Origin of the sequence: Erwinia sp. OLFS4, assembly GCF_002752165.1 — a bacterium.
In the GTDB taxonomy this organism is placed as follows: domain Bacteria; phylum Pseudomonadota; class Gammaproteobacteria; order Enterobacterales; family Enterobacteriaceae; genus Izhakiella.
In genome coordinates this window covers 150,877-171,373 of sequence record NZ_MOMB01000046.1, presented here as the reverse complement: position 1 = coordinate 171,373, position 20,497 = coordinate 150,877, and the positions used below count along the sequence as shown (strand labels likewise).

Below are 20,497 nucleotides of genomic sequence, written 5' to 3'. Positions count from 1 at the left end.
ATTCCTGTGGTTCAGAGCACCATACGGACAATTTCGATATTGCCCAGCTCTTCGTACAGGGTTTCCACCTGATCAATATGGGTGGCGGTAATGGTAATGGACACGGAATGATAATTTCCTTTACTGCTGGGTTTCACTTGCGGACTGTAATCACCCGGCGCATGGCGTTGAACAACTTCGACCACCCGGTTAACCAGTTCAGGGTGCGCCACGCCCATCACTTTGTAGGTAAAAGGGCAAGGAAATTCAAGCAGTTCATTGAGTTTGGTTTTCATAATCACTCCGGCGACGCAAAAAACAAACACTCCCGCGAGGGCGGGAGTGTACTGATAGTTTTAATATGGGGATGCGTACACGCATATCAAGCCGGCACGCTTACCCTGGCTGCTGTTAGCCGAACCAGTGATGGAACATCAGTTTAATATAGTCGATGATGCGACCAAAGAAACCACCTTCCTGCACTTCTGTCAGCACGACCAGCGGCCGCTGCTCGACGGTTTTACCATCCAGCTGGAAATTAATAGTGCCAACCACCTGATTTTTAGCCAGCGGCGCATGCAGTTCGCTGTTGCTCAGCGTGTAGCTGGCTTTGAGATCTTTCATGCGGCCACGGGGAATGGTCAGATAAACGTCTTTATCCACACCCAGCTGAGCACGGTCGCTGCGACCAAACCAGACTGGCTCAGAAGCAAACTCTTTGCCCGCTTTCAGCGGTGCCACGGTTTCAAAAAAGCGGAAGCCCCAGGTGAGCAGCTTTTTACTTTCCGTTTCGCGGCCTTTATAGGTATGGCCGCCAAGTACGGCGGAAATCAGCCGCATCTGGCCTTCCGTTGCCGAGGCGACCAGATTATAGCCCGCGGCGGCAGTATGACCGGTTTTAATGCCGTCGACGTTCAGGCTGGAGTCCCACAGCAGGCCGTTGCGGTTGAGCTGACGGATATTATTGAAGGTAAATTCTTTTTCTTTATAAACGGCATATTCATCCGGCACGTCGCGGATGAGCGCCTGGCCAATCAGCGCCATATCACGCGCCGTGCTGTACTGTCCTTCGGCATCAAGACCATGAACAGTCTGAAAATGAGTATTTTGCAGACCGAGGGCTTTGACATAGTTGTTCATCAGACCGACAAATGCGTCCTGGCTGCCGGCAACGTAATCGGCCATGGCAACGCAGGCATCATTCCCTGATTGCAAAACAATTCCGCGCGTCAGTTGTGATACAGGTACCCGATCGCCCGGTTTCAGAAACATCAGCGAGGAGCCTTTAAACACCGGGTTGCCGGTTGCCCAGGCATCTTTGCCGACGGTGACAATGTCATCCTGATGAATTTTACCGGCTTTCACCGCCTGACCAATCACATAGCTGGTCATCATTTTTGTCAGGCTGGCCGGATCGCGGCGGGCATCCGCATTTTTTTCTGCCAGTACTTTACCGGAGTTGTAATCAATCAGGACATAAGCTTCTGCGTCAATATCCGGTACGCCGGGAATCATGGTTTTAATATTTACTTCATCAGCCTGTGCGACGGCAGTGAGGCTGAGAGTAACGAGGGCACTGATGGTCAGGCGTTTGAAAAAGCGGGAAGAGGTCAGCATGTTCATGTTAAGGCGCACAACATCCATGGCAGAAGGTTAAAAAAGTGATTCACTATAACAAAAGCGCCCCCGCCAGGCACCCGTATTTACTGAACAGTTGTGTCAAAATAAGATAAAAAACAGTCTGTCACGGGCGGTCAGTTAACCGGCGGAAGCCTGGGTAATAAATGACGACTGGTTTGCTTCCTGCAGTAAACGCTGTTGCAACGCGCTGGCCTGCTGACGTGAGCGAAAATCACCCAGTTGCACCCGATAAACCGCCCCCTGGTGGTTAACTTTTCCCGGTACGCCAAAGCGCTTGCTCAGGCTTTGTAACCACTGCTGCGCGCGCGCTGGATCGCTCAGTGCCCCCACCTGAACCACATAGTGACCATTGCTGGCAGGCATCGTTGTTGACCTGGAGGCCGGGGGCAGTGAATGGCGGGCTGTAGCAATGCTCTGATTTTCGCTGCCTTCCAGTACCCCCGGAGGGAGCGGTTGCGGTGCGCCCAGCAGGCCCCCACTATGGGCAAGGGATTGTCCGTTATCATTGCCTTGTTCTGTCTGGCTGGAGAGGGATTGCGCGGCTGGTGGATGGCTGATGGCGGCGTCGCTAGCTGGCGTGGCGTCAGCGGGTGTCGCGCTACTGGCACCGATTTCCGGACGTGGTGGCAGGGCAAAACTCTGTTTTATCACCCGGGTACCGAGGGTTCCCGGCCCGGAAAGTGTGCCGTCAGGCGCTACTTTTATATAGTCGAGCCGTACGCGGGAGTTTCCGGAGATATTCAGACGCCTGGCCGCCCCTTCTGACAAATCAATGACCCGTCCTGCGGTGTATGGACCACGATCGTTGACCCGCACGACGACCTGCCGATCGTTAGCCAGATTGGTGACACGGACGTAAGATGGCAGCGGTAGCGTCGGATGGGCGGCAGTGAAGGCGTCGGGATCGAAGGTTTCGCCAGTAGCGGTACGGTTACCGCTGGCTTCATCACCATACCAGGTGGCCAGTCCGGTTTCGCTGTAGTTATCGGGATGACGAATAATATGATAGGTTTTACCGTTAACCGAATAGTCCTGACTGGTCGACGGATTTAGCGGTTCATATTTGGGCTCCGCCCCGGGGATATCAATCACCGGGCCGTTATAGACCTGTTGTGCCGGAGCGGCGGTCTGTTGCTGATCTTCGCTACTGCAGGCCGCCAGCAGTAATGCTGCCAGGCCAACCCCAAGCCAATCCTTACGCATGCCCGCGTCCTCTTGTATGTTATACGTTTTTCGACAATAGCTTTCGGTGTGTATGAATTGACATCACAATACCAAAGCCAGCCATTAATACAATTAGCGCAGAACCGCCATAGCTTACCAGCGGCAGGGGAACACCAACCACCGGTAAAATTCCGCTCACCATGCCAATATTAACGAACACATAGACAAAAAGAATCAGCATTAATCCGCCGGCCATTACCCGGCCAAAGGTGGTTTGCGCCCGGGCGGCAATCATCAGCCCTCGTATAATCAGTAGCAGATAAAGCCCCAGTAACAGCAGTACACCCACCAGTCCCAGCTCTTCTGCCAGCACCGCAAAGATAAAGTCAGTATGCCGTTCGGGTAAAAATTCCAGTTGTGACTGTGTACCGTGCATCCAGCCTTTACCACGCAGGCCACCGGAACCAATGGCGATCTTCGACTGAATAATATGATAGCCGGCACCGAGGGGATCGCTTTCCGGATTCAGCAGCATCATCACCCTGGCGCGCTGGTAGTCATGCATCAGAAAGAACCAGAGTATCGGAATAAATGCGGCGATCAGTAACAGGGCGACCGCAATTAATTTCCAGCTCATTCCCGATAAAAACAGCACAAACAGACCGGACGCGGCAATCAGAATGGCGGTGCCGAGGTCTGGCTGGGCAGCAACCAGTAAGGTAGGTAAGAAGGTCAGCGCCAGCGCCAGCGCGGTATTTTTCAGCGTCGGTGGGCAGACGTCGCGATTGATGAAACGCGCCACCATCAGGGGAACGGCAATTTTTGCGATTTCCGAAGGCTGAAAGCGAACAAAACCGAGGTCCAGCCAGCGCTGTGCGCCTTTACTGATATGGCCAAATGCGTCAACGGCAATCAGCAAAATCATACAAAAAATATAGAGATAAGGCGCCCAGCCTTCGTAAATCCGCGGAGGAACCTGAGCCAGTACCACCATCATTGCCAGTCCAATACCAATCTGGCCGATTTTTCGTTCCATCATGCCAGGATCCTGGCCGCTGGCACTCCAGATAACAAAGGCGCTGTAAACCAGCAGCGCGGTGACGATAATCAGAAAGATAGGATCGAGGTGAATACGCATCCACAACGATTTTTTCTGGGTGCTGTCATTCATTGCCTTTACTCGCCTTCGTAGCCAGGCGGCGTGGGTGTCGCGTCTGGCAGGTTAGTATTGTTATCCCCAAGCATAATGTGATCGAGGATTTGACGCATAACGGTACCGACAGCCGGGCTGGCACCGCCGTTTTCCAGAATAATGGTCACGGCAACACGCGGACTGTCGTAAGGGGCAAACGCGGTCATCAGCTTGTGATCGCGCAGACGCTCAGCAATTTTATGCGCATTGTAAGTTTCATTCTCTTTCAGGCCAAATACCTGTGCGGTACCTGATTTAGCCGCGATTTTGTAAGGCGCATCCGCAAAGCTTTTATGAGCGGTTCCATTGGGACGGTTTGCTACACCATACATACCATCTTTAGCAATTTCCCAGTAGCCGGAATGGACGTTGCCAATGGGTGTGGAAGGCGGTTGGGTAAAGGTCTCTTTCTGGCCATTGAGGCTGGTGTACATCATCAGATGCGGCACCTTAATCACGCCATCATTAATCAGGATCATCAGTGCTTTGTTCATCTGCACCGGTGTCGCCGTCCAGTAGCCCTGACCGATACCCACGGGAATAGTATCACCCTGATACCAGGGTTTCTTAAACCGCTTCATTTTCCATTCGCGGGTCGGCATATTGCCGGCACGCTCTTCTGCCAGGTCAATCCCACTCAGATGGCCATAGCCAAATTTACCCAGCCATTCGCCAAGGCGATCGATACCCATATCGTAAGCGACCTGGTAAAAGAAGGTGTCGGCGGACTCCTCCAGCGCTTTTGTCACGTTCAGCCGGCCATGCCCCCATTTTTTCCAGTCGCGGTAGCGTTTTTCAGAACCGGGAAGTTGCCACCAGCCGGGATCAAACAGTGAGGTATTCCGATTAATGACGCCCGCACTCATCGCTGAGACCGCAACATAGGGTTTAACGGTGGATGCCGGCGGATAAACGCCCTGGGTGGCGCGATTGATCAGCGGGTGATTTTCATTGTTCAGTAACTGGCTGTATTCTTTACTGGAAATGCCATCAACAAACAGATTCGGGTCATAACTGGGGGTCGAGACCATCGCCAGCACCCCACCACTACGCGGGTCGGTTACCACCACGGCGGCACGGCTGCCTGCCAGCAGAGTTTCAATATACTGCTGTAATTTAAGATCAATCGTCAGATAGATATCGCGCCCGGCCTGCGGAGATTGCTCATGCAACTGACGTATCACCCGTCCACGGTTATTCACTTCGACTTCTTCATAGCCGGTTTTGCCGTGCAGGGTTTCTTCATAATAGCGCTCGATGCCCAGTTTACCGATATCACGTGTTGCCGCGTAATTAGCCAGTTTTCCCTGTTCATCAAGCGCTTTGACGTCACGATCGTTGATTTTTGACACATAACCAATTACGTGGGTTAAAGCAGAACCGTAGGGATAATAACGGCGCTGATAGCCTTTAACCTCCACCCCTGGAAAACGGTACTGATTGACAGCAAAACGCGCGACCTGCACTTCATTGAGGCTGGTTTTCAGCGGAATGGAGCTAAAACGTCGTGAACGTTTGCGCTCTTTCTGGAAGTTATCGATATCCTCATCGGTTAAATCGACAATGGGACGCAGGGCATTGATGGTTTCCTGCAGATTGTCGACTTTATCCGGGATCAGTTCCAGTTGATAGATAGTGCGGTTAAGCGCCAGCGGTATCCCGTTACGGTCATAGATAATGCCGCGGCTGGGCGCTATTGGCACCAGCTTTATCCGGTTTTCATTTGATCGGGTGCTGTAAGTTGTGTAGCTCTGAATCTGTAAGTGATACAGGTTAACCACCAGCACGCCGGACAGCAGCATAATAATAAACAGCGCAATAAGCGCGCGCCGCACAAACAGGGCTTGTTCAGCGGTATAGTCACGAAAGGAGTTGCGTTGTAATTTCATCCGCAGTGTGGTCTGCCCGATTATTCGCGATGATAAGGATGGTTTGCCGTTATGCTCCATGCCCGATAGAGGCTTTCGGCAACCAGCACACGCACCAAGGGATGGGGGAGTGTCAGGGCGGAAAGCGACCAGCTTTGTTCTGCCGCCTCTTTACAGGTGGGAGCCAGTCCTTCCGGCCCACCGATCAGTAAACTGACATCGCGACCGTCTTGTTTCCAGCGCTCCAGTTGTACCGCCAGCTGCGCGGTATCCCAGGGCTGACCGGGAATATCCAGACTGATAATCCGGTTGCCTTTTCCTGCTGCCGCCAGCATCTGCTCGCCTTCCTTTTCCAGAATGCGTTTAATATCCGCGTTTTTCCCACGCTTTCCTGCCGGAACTTCCAGCAGTTCAAGCGGCATATCTTTGGGAAAACGGCGCAGGTATTCCATAAAACCGTTTTGTACCCAGTCCGGCATTCGGGTGCCTACTGCGACCAACTGCAACTTCACCTGTCAGCTCCAGAGCTTTTCCAGTTGATACATTTGACGGCTTTCTTCCTGCATGACATGGACTATCACATCGCCAAGATCGACCACTATCCAGTCGGCGACATTCTGGCCTTCCACCCCCAGCGGCATCAGCCCCGCCTGGCGGGAAGCCTGTACCACATGGTCGGCAATAGACGCAACGTGGCGGGTAGAGGTGCCGGTACATATAATCATGCAATCAGTAATACTGGATTTGCCCTGTACATCTACGGATACAATATCCTGACCTTTAAGGTCATCAATTTTATCAATAACAAACTCTTGGAGTGCCTGACCTTGCAAAAGGTTCCCCCTTGAAATTTTAGCAGAATGGAATACGCCAGCAGCCAGCATATTACTGAAGCGACAAAAAATGAGCGGCGCAGTATATCACGCCGGGCGAAGATCGCGATACAACCCTTCACGATCCATAAATTGTGACACCGCCGCCGGCAGCAAATCGTCACAGGCTTGTCCCAGATGGCGACGCTGGCGAATTTCTGTCGCGGAAATATTAATCAGCGGGGTTTGCGCCAGAAAAATGCAGCCGGCCGGTTGCTGATGCAGCCGGCGTGGATCGTTTACCTGATGTTGTTGCAGCCAGCGCTGATCATCTTCCGTTTTCATCTGCTGATTATAGCCTGGCCGCTGACATACCAGCAGATGGCAATAATTTAACAGGCTGTAGCCTCCGTGCCAGCTGGGCAGGGTAAGCAACGAATCCTGGCCGATAATAAATGCCAGCGGCTGCCGGTCACCCCGCTCGGCACGCAGGGTTTGCAGAGTATCAAGGGTGTACGAGGGGGCATGGTGCTGCAGTTCCCGTTCATCAATATCGAACAGGGGCCGGCCGCGGATCGCCAGTCTGAGCATAGTCAGACGCTGTGCAGCACTGGCTTCCGGCTGCGGGCGGTGGGGCGGCACATTGTTTGGCATCAGGGTCACTTTACCTAAACCGACCTGGCGGGCCAGGGCCTCAGCGGGTTTCAGGTGGCCGTAATGTATCGGGTCAAACGTCCCGCCAAGCAGGGCGTAAAGCGCCAGATTAGCCGTCATGAACGAGATCCTCGGGAAAACCAGGGTGGCATAGCATCAGCGTCAGCGTTTCCAGTTCGCTCCAGACCGATTGTCCATAGTCCTGTTTTAGTATCAGTTCAATGCGCGTCAGCTGACTGACTGACAGCCTGAGTCGGTCTGCACTAAGGCGCTGTAATGCCTCGCTAAACAGCGGGCGACGGTTTTGCCAGACGCGATACTGGTCAAACAGGCTGCGCAAGGCGACCGTTTTCATCTGACGCTGCAGGGTCAGCAAGGTCATCAGGTCGCGTTGTAACGTGCGTAACATAATCACCGGCTCACTTTCCTGCTGCTGTAGCTGGTGGAGAATGTGCAGTGCACGTTTGTTTTTTCCCGCCAGCAGGGCGTCCACCCAGTGAAAGGGGGTAAAGTGAGAGGCATCATTTACTGCGGCCTCCACCCGGGGCAGAGTTAGCTTACCCTCCGGCCATAATAATCCCAGTCGTTCAAGGGCCTGTGACAGGGCCAGCAGGTTACCTTCATAGCAGTAACACAGTAGCTGTACTGAGGCATCATCCAGCTGCAGATTTAGCTGTTTTGCCCGCCCATGTACCCAGCGTGGCAGATGGGCCTGTTCCGGCGCCTGGCAGGGGACTACCACCGCATGCGCGCTCAGCGCTTTATACCAGGCGCTGTTTTCCTGTGCTTTGGTGAGTTTCGGACAGCGTAAAATCAGCAATAAATCATCGTGCAGCAGGCTGCTCAGGGTGACGAGCCGCTCGGCAATTGCTGCGTTCGGACCGTTTTCCGCCAGCTGCAGCGTCAGGGTCTGCCGGCTGGCAAACAGGCTTAGCTCGCGACAGCTGGCGAACAGTGCATCCCAGTCGGTATGGGCATCAATATTGTCACTGTGGTGTTCGGTAAACTGGTGCTGCTGAGCCTGGTGACGGATGGCATCCTGACTTTCCTGGAGCAACAGTGGTTCATTGCCGCTGAGGATATAACAGGGGCGCAGCCCCTCCTGGAGCTGCGCTCTGAGCTGTTCAGGATAAATCCTGATCATTTACCCAGCGAGCCCGGCGCAATAGCAGCCCGCGGGCTGGCTACCACCGGTGAAGTGTTTTTTGCCGCCGCGCTGTCATCTTCGGCGGCGTGGACGGTCAGCAGCTTACGTACCAGCTGTTCGGCGGCCTGAGTACGCATTTCATCGATAATGATGGTCTGCTCTGAATCTTTTGCCAGAGCAGCCAGCGGGTTGTCGAAGAAGGAGCGGAACACGGTGACCGAAAGGGGATATATACCTTTATTGGGCACCAGCACCTGGGCGGTCACACGCATGACCATCTGATATTCGGCGGCTTTACCATCCCGGAAGACCGAGGCGGTGTCGCGGCCGAAGGTTTCATCTCCAAGGCGCAATGACGGCAAGTCTTTACGGGTGCTGGCGTTGTCTTCAACAATGGTGACGTCGTTCAGGCGCAGCTGGGTACGAACCGCGCGTGCCAGCGGACCGTAAGGATCGCTGCTGTTAACAATCAGTGTTTTCAGTTCATGTGGTACCGCAGTGGTGCCGTGCAGATGAAAGCCGCAGCCGGCGGTGAGCATCACCGCCAGGCTGAGCATAAGCGTTACGATTGGGTGTCGCACAGTTCCTCCTGACATCAACCCACGACCAGATTAAGCAGTTTACCTGGTACGTAAATCACTTTACGAATGGTGACGCCATCGAGATATTTCGCCACCAGATGTTCCTGCGCGGCGCGAGCCTGAACCTGCTCCTGGGTTGCATCGACGGCAACGGTAATTTTTCCGCGCACTTTTCCGTTCACCTGCACGACAACCAGCAGGGAATCGTCCACCATCGCTTGTTCATCTGCCTGTGGCCAGCGAGCATGATCAATATCATCGCGGCTGTCAGACAGTGCCTGCCACAACACAAAGCTGGTGTGAGGCGTAAACGGGTAGAGCATTGGCACCACCGCCAGCAGCGCTTCATGAAGTAATGCACGATCCTGCGGGCTGTCCTGCGGGGCACGGATCAGCTTGTTCATCAGTTCCATAATGGCAGCAATCGCGGTGTTAAATGTCTGGCGGCGGCCGATATCGTCCGTCACTTTGGCGATAGTTTTATGCAGATCACGCCGCAGTGCTTTTTGTTCGTCATTCAGGGCGTTAAGATCCAGCGCAACGGTGGGACCTTTCTCCTTGTGTTCGAAGGCCAGTTTCCAGACGCGTTTCAGGAAGCGATTCGCCCCCTCGACCCCGGACTCCTGCCATTCCAGCGTCATTTCTGCCGGTGAAGCAAACATCATAAACAGGCGAACGGTATCTGCACCATAGCGCTCGACCATCACCTGCGGGTCAATACCATTGTTTTTTGACTTCGACATTTTGCTCATGCCGGCATAAACCAGTTCATGGCCCTGTTTGTCTTGCGCCCGGGTAATGCGGCCTTTTTCGTCACGCTCAATGCTGACATCCACTGGCGATACCCAGTTACGTTCGCCGTTGGCGCCAGTGTAATAAAACGCATCTGCCAGCACCATTCCCTGACACAGCAGGCGTTTTGCCGGCTCGTCTGAGTTCACCAGCCCGGCATCGCGCAACAGTTTATGGTAGAAGCGGAAGTACATCAGATGCATGATGGCATGTTCAATGCCTCCTACGTACTGGTCAACTGGCAGCCAGTAATTCGCCGCAGCCGGATCGAGCATGCCTTTATCGTAATCAGGGCAGGTATAGCGCGCGTAATACCAGGATGATTCCATAAAAGTATCAAAGGTATCGGTTTCACGCAGCGCTGGCTGGCCGTTAACCGTGGTTTTTGCCCATTCCGGGTCGGCCTTAATCGGGCTGGTGATACCATCCATTACCACGTCTTCTGGCAGCAGCACTGGCAGCTGATCGTCTGGTGCAGGCATTACACTGCCATCTTCCAGGGTGACCATTGGAATGGGAGCGCCCCAGTAACGCTGACGGGATACGCCCCAGTCGCGCAACCGGTAATTAACTTTCCGTGCCCCAGCGCCCATCGCTGCCAGTTTATCGGCAATGGCGTTAAAACCTGCCTGGTGATCCAGCCCGCTGAATTCGCCGGAATTAAACAACACGCCTTTTTCGGTCATCGCCGCCAGGCTGACATCCGGCTCACTGCCATCCTGATTGAGGATCACCGGTTTAATCGGTAAGTGGTATTTGTTGGCAAATTCCCAGTCACGCTGGTCATGGGCAGGAACAGCCATTACCGCGCCGGTGCCATATTCCATCAGCACAAAGTTGGCTACCCACACCGGGATTTTTTCACCGGTCAGCGGATGCAGGGCAAACAGTCCGGTTGCCATGCCTTTTTTCTCCATGGTTGCCATTTCGGCTTCGGCAACTTTGGTATTACGGCATTCTGCAATAAAATCAGCCAGTGCCGGATGGCTGGCGCTGGCCTGGATCGCCAGCGGGTGGCCCGCCGCTACCGCGAGGTAGGTCGCACCAATAAACGTATCAGGCCGGGTAGTGTACACCGTAATTTTTTCTGCGCTGTCGGCAACATCGAAGGTAATTTCGACCCCTTCAGAGCGGCCAATCCAGTTACGCTGCATGGTTTTTACCGTTTCCGGCCAGTCATCCAGCTTATCAAGATCGTTTAACAGTTCATCCGCATAATCGGTAATTTTAACAAACCACTGCGGGATCTCTTTGCGTTCGACTTTGCTATCGCAGCGCCAGCAGCAGCCATCAATTACCTGTTCGTTCGCCAGCACCGTCTGATCGTTCGGGCACCAGTTGACGGCAGCGGTTTTTTTGTAAACCAGTCCCTTTTCGTATAACCGGGCAAAAAACCACTGTTCCCAGCGGTAGTATTCCGGCTGACAGGTTGCCAGCTCGCGGCTCCAGTCATAAGCAAATCCCAGCTGTTTAAGCTGGTTTTTCATATATTCAATGTTGTCATACGTCCAGGGCGCCGGGGCGGTATTGTTTTTGACGGCGGCACCTTCTGCCGGCAGGCCAAAAGCGTCCCAGCCGATAGGTTGCAGAACGTTTTTACCCTGTAGGCGCTGATAGCGTGAAATGACATCACCAATGGTGTAATTACGCACATGCCCTATATGCAGCCGGCCGGAGGGATAAGGGAGCATTGACAGGCAGTAATACTTCTCTTTACCTGCGTCTTCCGTGACTTTGAACGTTTGCTGTTGTTCCCAGTGTCGCTGGACCTGGGATTCAATCTCTTCCGGTCGGAATTGCTCTTGCATGACGGGCTTTGTTCCTTTGTGGTGCGTGCAGTTAGCCAAAACTGCCACAACGCGCGAATGTTTGGAAATCCGCATAGCATAGCCGATAAGCATCCAGCGCAACAACAGCAAAGCGCGGATGAACCGGCATTAATCATGTTTCCTTGTTATGGGGACTTTTTTCTGCCCGCCAGCCCGACAAAAATGCTGAGATTCTCTAAACTTAACCGGAGGACCCCGAAAATAAGGAGAGTGCAATGAGCAACGTTACCTATGCATATCGTGAATTACTGGCCAGGTTAACGGAGCGCTTGCGTCAGGGTGAACGCAGTATCGATAAACTGATGCAACATGCGCAGCATGAACTGGCGGACTGGCCCGGGCTTCAGCCACATCAACCTGAGCAGATTTTACAGGCGTTACGCCGCGATCTGAGTGAATTTGCCCGCAGTTATCAGGAAAACCAGGCCGAAGAATTCAGTGACAGCGTATTTATGCGGGTTATTCGCCAGAGTTTATGGAAGGAACTGGCTGATATCACTGACCGCAGCCAGCTTGAATGGCATGATGTGTTTGAAGATCTTAATCATCACGGCGTTTACCACAGTGGTGAAGTGGTTGGGCTGGGGAAACTGGTTTGTGAGCGCTGTCAGTTTACCCGCGAAATTTATACACCGGAAACCCTGGCACATTGCCCGCAGTGTGGTCATGACAGCTTCTATCGTCAGCCGTTTACTCCCTGACAGCTTAGCGGGCTTTGTTACAAGGCCCGGTTTTCTGTCTGTGCCGGTAATAAAAAACGTTGCAGGCATGACAACAGACGCCAGTGAAAAGCCGGCCGATTGATTTGTGGGCGTGACCCTCACAGCGGGGTGTTGTTAATGTCAGGCTGAGACAGACGCAAAAAAGTGGCAGATTACAGGCTGTTTGCGGGCGAAAAAAGATCAAGGCCGCGTGGCGGCCTTGACGCGATCAGTGCAGAATTTTAGCGAGAAAATCGCGTGCTCGCTCGGACCTGGGGTTGGAAAAGAAGTCATCTTTGTTGGCATCTTCGATGATTTTACCCTCATCCATAAAGATGACGCGATTGGCGACTTTGCGGGCAAACCCCATTTCGTGTGTGACCACCATCATCGTCATCCCTTCGTTGGCCAGCTCAACCATCACGTCGAGCACCTCGTTAATCATCTCCGGATCCAGGGCGGAGGTCGGCTCGTCAAATAACATTGCCACCGGGTCCATACAGAGCGCGCGTGCGATGGCTACGCGCTGTTGCTGCCCCCCGGAAAGCTGGCCTGGATGCTTGTTGGCATGTGCCGTCAGCCCAACGCGTTCAAGCAGTTTTAATCCCTTCTGCCGGGCAGCGGTTTTATCGCGTTTGAGAACTTTAATCTGCGCCAGCGCCAGGTTATCAATGATGGTCAGATGCGGGAACAGTTCAAAATGCTGGAAAACCATACCCACGTGTGAGCGCAGTTTTGCCAGATTGGTTTTTCTGTTGGTGACTTCAGTGCCGTTAACCATGATACTGCCCTGTTGCACCGGTTCGAGGCCGTTTACCGTTTTTATCAGGGTGGATTTGCCGGAACCAGAGGGACCACAAACAACCACAACTTCCCCTTTATTGACTTCTGTTGAGCAATCGGTCAGCACCTGAAAGTGACCATACCACTTTGAAATATTTTTCAGGGTAATCATTTAAACTGTCCTTTTTTTCTTTAAGTAGCTGACCAGCAGTGAAGCGCTGAGACTAAATACAAAGTAAACCGCACCGGCAAACAGCACCATTTCGATTTCAGTGCCACTGTTAACGCCAATGGTATCGGCGGTGCGGAAGAAATCGGCGAGGCTTAATACATAAACCAGTGAGGTATCCTGAAACAGCACGATGCCCTGAGTCAGTAATAGCGGCACCATGGCGCGAAATGCCTGGGGTAAAATAATCAGCCGCATTGACTGGCTATAGGTCATGCCCAGCGCCAGCGCCGCATTTGATTGACCGCGGGCGATACTCTGGATGCCGGCACGAATAATTTCCGAATAATAAGCTGCTTCAAACAGGGAAAAGGCCACCATGGCAGAAATCAGTCGGATATCGCTTTTGGGGGATAACCCCATGACCTGCTGCAGGAAGCCGGGAACCACCAGATAGAACCACAGCAGTACCATCACTAACGGCACCGAACGAAACAGGTTAACGTAGAGTCGGGCAAACCAGCTGATTGGCCGGAAGCCCGACAGGCGCATCACCGCCAGCAGGGTGCCCCAGATAATGCCAAACACCACCGCAGTGACAGTGATTTTCAGGGTGACTACCATGCCAGCCAGTAGCCACGGCAGATTGGGAACAATGGTACTCCAGTCAAACTGGTACATTATTTACCTCCCATATTGCCGGGCAGACGGACTTTACGTTCAACGAGCATCATCAGCAGCATGATCACCAGATTAATGGCGATGTAGGCGAGGGTGATAGCAGTAAAGGACTCATAGGCATGTGCAGAATAATCAAGCAGTTTGCCTGCCTGTGCCGCCATATCTACCAGACCAATCGTTGAGGCCACCGACGAGTTTTTTACCAGATTCAGCATTTCTGAGGTCATTGGAGGCACAATCACGCGGTATGCGTTAGGGAGCAGCACATAACGGTAAGTCTGCGGCAGCGTCAATCCCATTGCCAGACCGGCATTTTGCTGTCCACGTGGTAGCGATTGAATCGCGGCGCGGACCTGTTCGCAGACGCGGGCTGCGGTGAACAGGCCAAGACAAAATACCGAGGAAACAAAAAACTGAATAGTCGGATCAAGATCCTGTTTAAACCAGGTGCCGAGGGATTCCGGCAGCAGTTCAGGCACAACCAGATACCAGATAAAAAACTGGACAATCAGCGGAATGTTGCGGAACAACTCAACATAGCAGGTGCCAATTGCGGACAGCCAGCGATGGGGAACGGTACGTAAAATACCGAAGAGAGAACCCACCAGAAAAGCAATTATCCATGCGCACAGTGACACTTCCACGGTGGTCTGGAATCCTGCCCACAGCCAGCCGAGATAGGTGGTATTGCCGAACGGGGCCTGTTGCAAAAAGATTCCCCAGTTCCAGTCTATGGACATACATACTCCGTTGAAAAAAGGGTAGCGGTGCTACCCTAAGATTGATGCGAGGCTTCTGTGTGTTACAGCCAGAGGGAACGGCTCTGGCGGTGTCTGTCCGAGCCTGTTGTCAACAATCACAGGGCAGCGTGCTGCCCTTATCGTCATTATTAGTTGAGTGCTTTATCATTGGGTGTTTTAAAGGTCGCCTTCATATCTTCTGACAGTTCAAAGTTCATATTGAGATTTTTGGGCGGAATTGGCTGCTTGAACCAGGTATCAAACCACTTCTCAGCCTGACCGGAGGTCTGTGCTTTAGCAATGGTATCGTCAACCAGGGTTTTAAACGCCGGATCGTCTTTACGCAGCATACAACCATAGGCTTCTTTAGACTGGGGAGTACCGACGATTTCCCATTGATCGGGTTGTTTGGCTTTGGCACGTTCACCGGCCAGCAGCGCGTCATCCATCATAAAGGCCACCGCACGTCCGCTTTCCAGGGTGCGGAAAGAGTCGCCGTGATCTTTGGTGCTGATAATGCGCATGCCCATTTTCTTCTCATCGTTGAGCTTGTTAAGCAGCACTTCTGAGGTGGTACCGGATGTCACCACTACGGTTTTGCCTTTCAGGTCGGCAAAGTCTTTTACTGGCCCACCTTTTTTGGTCAGTAACCGCGTACCAATGACAAAAATGGTGTCAGAGAATGCGGCTTGTTTCTGGCGTTCCAGGTTATTGGTGGTGGAGCCACACTCAATGTCATAAGTTCCGTTTTGCAGCAGCGGAATACGGTTTTGTGAGGTGATAGGCAACATTTTAACCTGCAGCCCGGGCTTGTTCAGTTTGGCCTTCACCGCATCGACGATGGCATTCGTGTATTCCTGGGAATAGCCGACGACTTTTCGCTGGTTATCATAATAAGAAAAGGGCACGGAAGATTCGCGATGACCCACGACAATAACGCCGCTGTCATTAATTTTCTTCAGCGTACCCGCCAGGTCTTCAGCCTGGACCGTCGTCGCTGCCGCTGTGAGCAGCATCAGAGAGAGCGTCAGTTTACGCATCTGCATTTCCAGCTCCTTAATAAGGTTTGGCGCAGTTAATAAAATTAAATGCGTCAGAGATGTTGTGTTTTTGTCCGAAAGAGTGCTGCCTGAGGAGGTAAGCCCTCCACTAAAATAGCTGAATGTTAACTGCGGGAAACAGAAAAGTTTCTTTTTTGCGAAGCATGCCGCACCAAATTGAGGCACCCCTCGCGGCATTGCGCTATTAAGGCGCATCCGCCGCTGCCAAATGGTGCAAACCAGCGATCGGTTATCCGATGACCGTGCAACCCTGCTATTTCCCGGAAATAATTAGCAATAGTCATGCCAGGTAGCCGGGCGCTGGCGGTTTTATTCCAGGGGCACGCGGGTGAAGAAAGGACGAAAACGGCGGCGGGCTTCGCCGCTGAGAGACGACCGGCAAGCGAGGGGGGCTTACTGAGCAGGCGGCAGCGCCAGTGGCAATCTGTAGCTATATTGCTATGGCGCTGCCGCTGTCCCGGTTAAGGTCGGCGCCAGCGATTTACCGCCAGTATCAGGGCGCTGACCAGCGTAATCAGCCAGATGGACAGATTACCGGTCCGCGCATACGGCGTCAGGCCGCTGGCTGGCGTCACCTGGGCCTGCAATACTTCGCGGGTGAACTGGGGCAGGGTGCTGGCAAGACTGCCATCGGCGTTGATAATGCCGGTGACGCCGTTATTGGTACTGCGCAGCAGCGGTCGGCCCAGCTCCAGTGCACGCATGCGCGCCATCTGAAAATGTTGCCATGGACCAATTGAATGGCCAAACCATGCATCGTTAGAGATGGTGAGCAGGAAGTTGGTGTCCGGACGGAAGTTGTCACGTACCTGCTGACCAAGCACGATTTCATAGCAGATAGCCGCCGTCAGATTATAACCGGCCACTTTGAGCTGCGGCTGCTGATACGGACCGCGGCTGAAGCCTGACATCGGTAAGTTAAAAAAGGGTGCCAGTGGGCGCAGCAGCGAGGCCAGCGGAACGAATTCGCCAAAGGGGACCAGATGGTTTTTCTGATAACGGTCGGTGCTCAGATAGTTGTATGGTGTTTTATTGCCCAGCACAATAATTGAGTTGTAATCATGGTAACGATTGTTTTCCAGTCTTGAGTCAACAATACCGGTAACCAGTGAACTTCCGGCGGCGCGCAACGCTTTGTCGGCAGCGATTAAAAAAGGTTGCTGATTGCTTTCCAAATCGGGGATGGCCGATTCGGGCCAGATAATCACCGAATCTTTTCCCATCAGCGGGCGTGTCAGGCTGCTGTAGATTTCCAGAGTGTTACGCAGTTGGTCAGGGTTCCATTTCAGTGACTGGGGAATGTTTCCCTGTACCAGCGCAACCTGCAGCGTCCGATCCGGCTGGGCCTGGTACCAGCTTATCAGGCGCAATGGCCAGGGCAATACCAGCAGTCCCAGCGCGATGACGGCCGCGCGCCAGCTGTGCTGGCGCAAAGCGTAAACCGCAACACCACTAATAATGACCAGCAGGAAGGTGATGCCCTCCACGCCGAGCAGGGGAGCAATGCCCTTTAGTGGCCCGTTAATCTGGCTGTAGCCAAATTGCAGCCAGGGAAAGCCGGTTAGTACCCAGCCGCGTAAAAATTCGCTGATCTGCCAGAGTACCGGTGCCGCCAGCGCAAGACGTAATGGCGTTGTGTGTGGAAATAACCGGCTGAGTACCGCTGAAAATAACAGCGGATAGAGCGACAGATAGGCGGCAAGCAGGACGACCAGGGCGATATTGACCGGACCGGGCATACCACCGAAAGTGGCAATGCTGACATAGACCCAATGAATACCGCTACCAAACAGGCCAAGCCCCCAGCTAAAACCGATAGCCGCCGCCTGCGCCGGCCGACGTGATAACATCAGTCCCAGCAGGCCCATCAGTGAAACCAGGGCTGCTGGCCAGAAGTCATAGGGGGAAAAAGAAAGGGTGCCGCAGGCGCCGGTTAACAACGCCAGCAGCAGACGAGTCCGCTGGCACTGAAGCAGTGTTGCCATGTTCATGGGAATGTTTTATTCATCCAGCGTAGGTAATGGGGCATTTTCCGGAATGCGGACGTGAACCTGAATAATACGGCGGCTGTCAGCCATTGCAACTTTAAACTGGTAATCATCAATGGTAATACTTTCTCCGCGGGATGGCAGGTGGCCAAAGGCCTGCATCACCAGCCCGCCGATAGTATCCACTTCTTCATCGCTGAAACCCGTCCGGAAGATTTTATTAAAATCTTCAATTGAGGTCAGCGCCCGCACGGTAAAAGTATGGCGACTGAGCTGACGGATGTCGCGATCTTCTTCATCGTCATATTCGTCTTCGATTTCACCGACGATCAGTTCAAGAATATCCTCAATGGTGACCAGACCAGAGACGCCGCCAAATTCATCAATCACGATGGCCATATGATAACGCTGAGAGCGGAACTCTTTCAGCATGCGGTCGACGCGCTTACTTTCCGGCACGACCACGGCGTTACGCAGCACTTTTTCAATACTGAACGATTCTGATTCACTGCTCATAAAAGGCAGCAGGTCTTTTGCCATCAGAATGCCTTCCACGTGGTCGCGATCTTCACTGATCACCGGAAAGCGCGAGTGGGCTGATTCAACGATAACATTCAGACATTCATCCAGCGTCTGGTTATGTTTGAGGGTAATCATCTGCGAGCGGGGGATCATAATGTCGCGAACGCGTTGTTTCGCGACATCCATTACGCCTTCCAGCATATCGCGCGTGTCCGGGTCGATCAGTTCTTTTTGCTCGGAGTCTCGGATCAGTTCCAGTAGCTCATCACGGTTTTTAGGTTCGCCGTGAAACAGCTGATTAAGAATAAGGGCAAAAAAGCCCTTTTTACTATTGGGGCCGTCGCTACTCTGAGAATGGTCATCGCTCATGGCGTTTTTTTGTCTTTCACTCATGTAAGGGTTAGGGCTGTCCAGTGGCAGGACAGATGAAAATTACCTGTTTATTGGCCGGCGTTATCCGTTGCCTGGGTACGCTGTGTGCCGGCGGATGGTCAGTATGACAACAACCGGTTAGGGCTCCACGTTGTAACCTGAACACATTTTTCCGGTGTGACCAGGCGTGCGTAAATATTATTCTTTTTCCGAAATGTACGGGTCAGTATAGCCGAGAGCAAGCATTATCTCGGTTTCCAGCGACTCCATTTCTTCGGCTTCGTCATCATCAATATGGTCATAGCCGAGCAGATGCAGGCTGCCGTGGATCACCATGTGGGCCCAGTGCGCCTGCACAGGTTTTTGCTGGTCACGGGCTTCCATTTCAACCACCTGACGGCAAATTACCAGATCGCCCAGTAAAGGCAGCTCAATGCCCGGCGGTGCTTCAAAAGGAAATGAAAGCACGTTGGTAGGTTTGTCTTTGCCACGCCAGGTCAGGTTCAGATCGTGGCTTTCGGCAACATCTACCAGCCGGATGGTCACTTCACTTTCGCTCTGGAAGCGCGGTAATACCGCATCAAGCCAGCGCTGAAAATCGGCTTCTGTCGGTAAACCGCTGTGCTGCGCACAGGCAATCTGTAAGTCGAGAATCACCGGGGTCATCTGTTATCCTGGGCTGGCAGTGGATCGCCGTTGGTTTGCAGCGCTTCCCGTTTGCGTTCGGCGCTGACGGCCTCGCGCCGTTTCTGATCGGCTTCTTCCCATTTTTCATAAGCGGTGACGATACGTGCCACCACCGGATGGCGCACCACATCTTCGCTATGAAAAAAGTTAAAGCTGATTTCCTCAACGTCGTCCAGCACCTCAATTGCATGACGCAGACCAGACCGTACATGGCGAGGCAGATCGATCTGAGTGATGTCACCGGTGATCACCGCTTTGGAATTAAAGCCGATACGGGTCAGAAACATTTTCATCTGTTCGATGGTGGTATTCTGACTCTCATCAAGAATAATAAAGGCGTCATTCAGCGTGCGGCCGCGCATATAAGCCAGCGGTGCCACTTCAATGACGTTACGTTCAATCAGTTTTTCAACCCGTTCAAAGCCCAGCATCTCAAACAATGCATCATAAAGCGGGCGCAGATAGGGGTCGACCTTCTGACTGAGATCGCCCGGTAAAAAGCCGAGTTTTTCGCCGGCTTCCACCGCCGGACGCGTTAGCAGGATACGACGAATTTCCTGGCGTTCCAGGGCATCGACCGCTGCCGCAACCGCCAGATATGTTTTGCCGGTACCCGCCGGGCCGACACCAAAGCTAATATCATGATCGAGAATATTGGCAATGTATTGTGCCTGATTGGGGGTACGCGGTTTGATGACGCCCCGGCGGGTCTTGATATTGATCGCCTTGCCGTAATCCGGCACGCTTTCTGCGGTTTGTTCCAGTACCCGGCTCTCTTTTAACGCCAGATGAATTTGTTCCGGATCGATATCAGGGATGGTGCCGCGTACCGGCGCAGTATCCACATACAGCGAACGGAGTATGCTGATTGCCGCATCCACACACAGCGGCCGGCCGGTGAGTTTAAATATATTGTCCCGACGATTGATTTCGATGCCCAGACGGCGTTCAAGCTGTTTGATGTTGTCATCAAAAGGGCCGCACAGGCTAAGCAGGCGGTGATTATCGGCAGGTTCCAGGGTTATTTCACGTGTTTCGGTTATCAAACTTATCCTTTTGGTCGCTCAGGGCCCGTTGCGTTTTAACAGCGCTTGCTGGCGTTGTCAGGTGACAGATATGACAAATTATTTATGT

At 53.1% G+C, this 20,497-nt stretch carries 20 protein-coding genes; 1 reads left to right on the top strand and 19 read right to left on the bottom strand.

What is annotated here, in order from left to right; genetic code table 11:
- Positions 1–11 precede the first annotated feature (11 nt).
- The 11 genes from ybeD to leuS form a co-directional block, all read right to left on the bottom strand.
- On the bottom strand, positions 12–275 hold the full coding sequence (gene ybeD, locus BL249_RS08430) for a DUF493 family protein YbeD (protein WP_099707082.1): 264 nt from the start codon (positions 273–275) through the stop codon (positions 12–14).
- Between the two features lie 115 nt (positions 276–390).
- Entirely contained in the window at positions 391–1,602 is a 1,212-nt protein-coding gene (gene dacA / locus BL249_RS08425) for a D-alanyl-D-alanine carboxypeptidase DacA (protein WP_099707081.1), read from the bottom strand.
- A 135-nt stretch (positions 1,603–1,737) separates the two neighbouring features.
- Positions 1,738–2,823, bottom strand: coding sequence for an endolytic peptidoglycan transglycosylase RlpA (rlpA, locus tag BL249_RS08420; RefSeq protein WP_099707080.1), 1,086 nt, complete (start codon positions 2,821–2,823; stop codon positions 1,738–1,740).
- A 19-nt stretch (positions 2,824–2,842) separates the two neighbouring features.
- Positions 2,843–3,955: a peptidoglycan glycosyltransferase MrdB gene (gene mrdB, locus BL249_RS08415; protein ID WP_099707079.1), complete on the bottom strand. Its 1,113-nt coding sequence runs from the start codon at positions 3,953–3,955 to the stop codon at positions 2,843–2,845.
- A 5-nt stretch (positions 3,956–3,960) separates the two neighbouring features.
- Positions 3,961–5,865 (bottom strand): peptidoglycan DD-transpeptidase MrdA, encoded by a 1,905-nt coding sequence (gene mrdA, locus BL249_RS08410; RefSeq protein WP_099707078.1) that lies wholly within the window; start codon positions 5,863–5,865, stop codon positions 3,961–3,963.
- A 20-nt stretch (positions 5,866–5,885) separates the two neighbouring features.
- A complete protein-coding gene (rlmH, locus tag BL249_RS08405; RefSeq protein ID WP_099707077.1) occupies positions 5,886–6,356 on the bottom strand; it encodes a 23S rRNA (pseudouridine(1915)-N(3))-methyltransferase RlmH in 471 nt (156 codons plus the stop codon).
- Between the two features lie 3 nt (positions 6,357–6,359).
- Positions 6,360–6,677: a ribosome silencing factor gene (rsfS, locus tag BL249_RS08400; protein ID WP_099707076.1), complete on the bottom strand. Its 318-nt coding sequence runs from the start codon at positions 6,675–6,677 to the stop codon at positions 6,360–6,362.
- A gap of 87 nt (positions 6,678–6,764) precedes the next feature.
- Positions 6,765–7,439: a nicotinate-nucleotide adenylyltransferase gene (nadD, locus tag BL249_RS08395; protein WP_199073458.1), complete on the bottom strand. Its 675-nt coding sequence runs from the start codon at positions 7,437–7,439 to the stop codon at positions 6,765–6,767.
- Positions 7,420–8,454 carry a DNA polymerase III subunit delta gene (gene holA, locus BL249_RS08390; RefSeq protein WP_099707074.1) on the bottom strand — a complete coding sequence of 345 codons (1,035 nt, stop codon included), beginning with the start codon at positions 8,452–8,454 and terminating at the stop codon, positions 7,420–7,422. The genes nadD and holA overlap by 20 nt, the downstream gene beginning before the upstream one ends.
- Positions 8,451–9,038: an LPS assembly lipoprotein LptE gene (gene lptE, locus BL249_RS08385; RefSeq protein ID WP_099707073.1), complete on the bottom strand. Its 588-nt coding sequence runs from the start codon at positions 9,036–9,038 to the stop codon at positions 8,451–8,453. Before lptE ends, holA begins: the two co-directional genes overlap by 4 nt.
- A gap of 14 nt (positions 9,039–9,052) precedes the next feature.
- Entirely contained in the window at positions 9,053–11,638 is a 2,586-nt protein-coding gene (gene leuS, locus BL249_RS08380) for a leucine--tRNA ligase (protein ID WP_099707072.1), read from the bottom strand.
- Positions 11,639–11,874: 236 nt separating this feature from the next.
- On the opposite strand from leuS, the gene BL249_RS08375 reads away from it, so the two are divergent.
- Positions 11,875–12,360, top strand: a complete 486-nt coding sequence (locus BL249_RS08375) for a zinc ribbon-containing protein (RefSeq protein WP_099707071.1) — start codon at positions 11,875–11,877, stop codon at positions 12,358–12,360.
- A gap of 229 nt (positions 12,361–12,589) precedes the next feature.
- On the opposite strand, the gene BL249_RS08370 is transcribed toward BL249_RS08375, so the two are convergent.
- From BL249_RS08370 to BL249_RS08335, 8 genes are all read right to left on the bottom strand, one after another.
- Positions 12,590–13,315: an amino acid ABC transporter ATP-binding protein gene (locus BL249_RS08370; protein ID WP_099707070.1), complete on the bottom strand. Its 726-nt coding sequence runs from the start codon at positions 13,313–13,315 to the stop codon at positions 12,590–12,592.
- Positions 13,316–13,993 (bottom strand): glutamate/aspartate ABC transporter permease GltK, encoded by a 678-nt coding sequence (gene gltK / locus BL249_RS08365; protein WP_099707069.1) that lies wholly within the window; start codon positions 13,991–13,993, stop codon positions 13,316–13,318.
- A complete protein-coding gene (locus BL249_RS08360) occupies positions 13,993–14,733 on the bottom strand; it encodes an amino acid ABC transporter permease (RefSeq protein ID WP_099707068.1) in 741 nt (246 codons plus the stop codon). Before BL249_RS08360 ends, gltK begins: the two co-directional genes overlap by 1 nt.
- 149 nt (positions 14,734–14,882) lie before the next feature.
- A complete protein-coding gene (locus tag BL249_RS08355; protein WP_099707067.1) occupies positions 14,883–15,779 on the bottom strand; it encodes an amino acid ABC transporter substrate-binding protein in 897 nt (298 codons plus the stop codon).
- Positions 15,780–16,255: 476 nt separating this feature from the next.
- Positions 16,256–17,785 (bottom strand): apolipoprotein N-acyltransferase, encoded by a 1,530-nt coding sequence (lnt, locus tag BL249_RS08350; RefSeq protein WP_099707066.1) that lies wholly within the window; start codon positions 17,783–17,785, stop codon positions 16,256–16,258.
- 9 nt (positions 17,786–17,794) lie between these two features.
- On the bottom strand, positions 17,795–18,673 hold the full coding sequence (gene corC / locus BL249_RS08345; protein ID WP_099707132.1) for a CNNM family magnesium/cobalt transport protein CorC: 879 nt from the start codon (positions 18,671–18,673) through the stop codon (positions 17,795–17,797).
- A 201-nt stretch (positions 18,674–18,874) separates the two neighbouring features.
- Positions 18,875–19,342, bottom strand: a complete 468-nt coding sequence (ybeY, locus tag BL249_RS08340) for an rRNA maturation RNase YbeY (RefSeq protein WP_099707065.1) — start codon at positions 19,340–19,342, stop codon at positions 18,875–18,877.
- The gene (locus BL249_RS08335) at positions 19,339–20,409 is read right to left on the bottom strand and encodes a PhoH family protein (RefSeq protein WP_099707064.1); all 1,071 of its coding nucleotides are present in this window, start codon (positions 20,407–20,409) and stop codon (positions 19,339–19,341) included. Before BL249_RS08335 ends, ybeY begins: the two co-directional genes overlap by 4 nt.
- Between the last annotated feature and the right edge of the window lie 88 nt (positions 20,410–20,497).

Bases quoted from the DNA above. Each gene is read 5' to 3' on its own strand.
- ybeD (WP_099707082.1), bottom strand. From the start codon at position 275: ATGAAAACCAAACTCAATGAACTGCTTGAATTTCCTTGCCCTTTTACC.
- dacA (WP_099707081.1), bottom strand. From the start codon at position 1,602: ATGAACATGCTGACCTCTTCCCGCTTTTTCAAACGCCTGACCATCAGT.
- rlpA (WP_099707080.1), bottom strand. From the start codon at position 2,823: ATGCGTAAGGATTGGCTTGGGGTTGGCCTGGCAGCATTACTGCTGGCG.
- mrdB (WP_099707079.1), bottom strand. From the start codon at position 3,955: ATGAATGACAGCACCCAGAAAAAATCGTTGTGGATGCGTATTCACCTC.
- mrdA (WP_099707078.1), bottom strand. From the start codon at position 5,865: ATGAAATTACAACGCAACTCCTTTCGTGACTATACCGCTGAACAAGCC.
- holA (WP_099707074.1), bottom strand. From the start codon at position 8,454: ATGATCAGGATTTATCCTGAACAGCTCAGAGCGCAGCTCCAGGAGGGG.
- leuS (WP_099707072.1), bottom strand. From the start codon at position 11,638: ATGCAAGAGCAATTCCGACCGGAAGAGATTGAATCCCAGGTCCAGCGA.
- BL249_RS08375 (WP_099707071.1), top strand. From the start codon at position 11,875: ATGAGCAACGTTACCTATGCATATCGTGAATTACTGGCCAGGTTAACG.
- BL249_RS08370 (WP_099707070.1), bottom strand. From the start codon at position 13,315: ATGATTACCCTGAAAAATATTTCAAAGTGGTATGGTCACTTTCAGGTG.
- gltK (WP_099707069.1), bottom strand. From the start codon at position 13,993: ATGTACCAGTTTGACTGGAGTACCATTGTTCCCAATCTGCCGTGGCTA.
- BL249_RS08360 (WP_099707068.1), bottom strand. From the start codon at position 14,733: ATGTCCATAGACTGGAACTGGGGAATCTTTTTGCAACAGGCCCCGTTC.
- BL249_RS08355 (WP_099707067.1), bottom strand. From the start codon at position 15,779: ATGCAGATGCGTAAACTGACGCTCTCTCTGATGCTGCTCACAGCGGCA.
- lnt (WP_099707066.1), bottom strand. From the start codon at position 17,785: ATGAACATGGCAACACTGCTTCAGTGCCAGCGGACTCGTCTGCTGCTG.
- corC (WP_099707132.1), bottom strand. From the start codon at position 18,673: ATGAGCGATGACCATTCTCAGAGTAGCGACGGCCCCAATAGTAAAAAG.
- ybeY (WP_099707065.1), bottom strand. From the start codon at position 19,342: ATGACCCCGGTGATTCTCGACTTACAGATTGCCTGTGCGCAGCACAGC.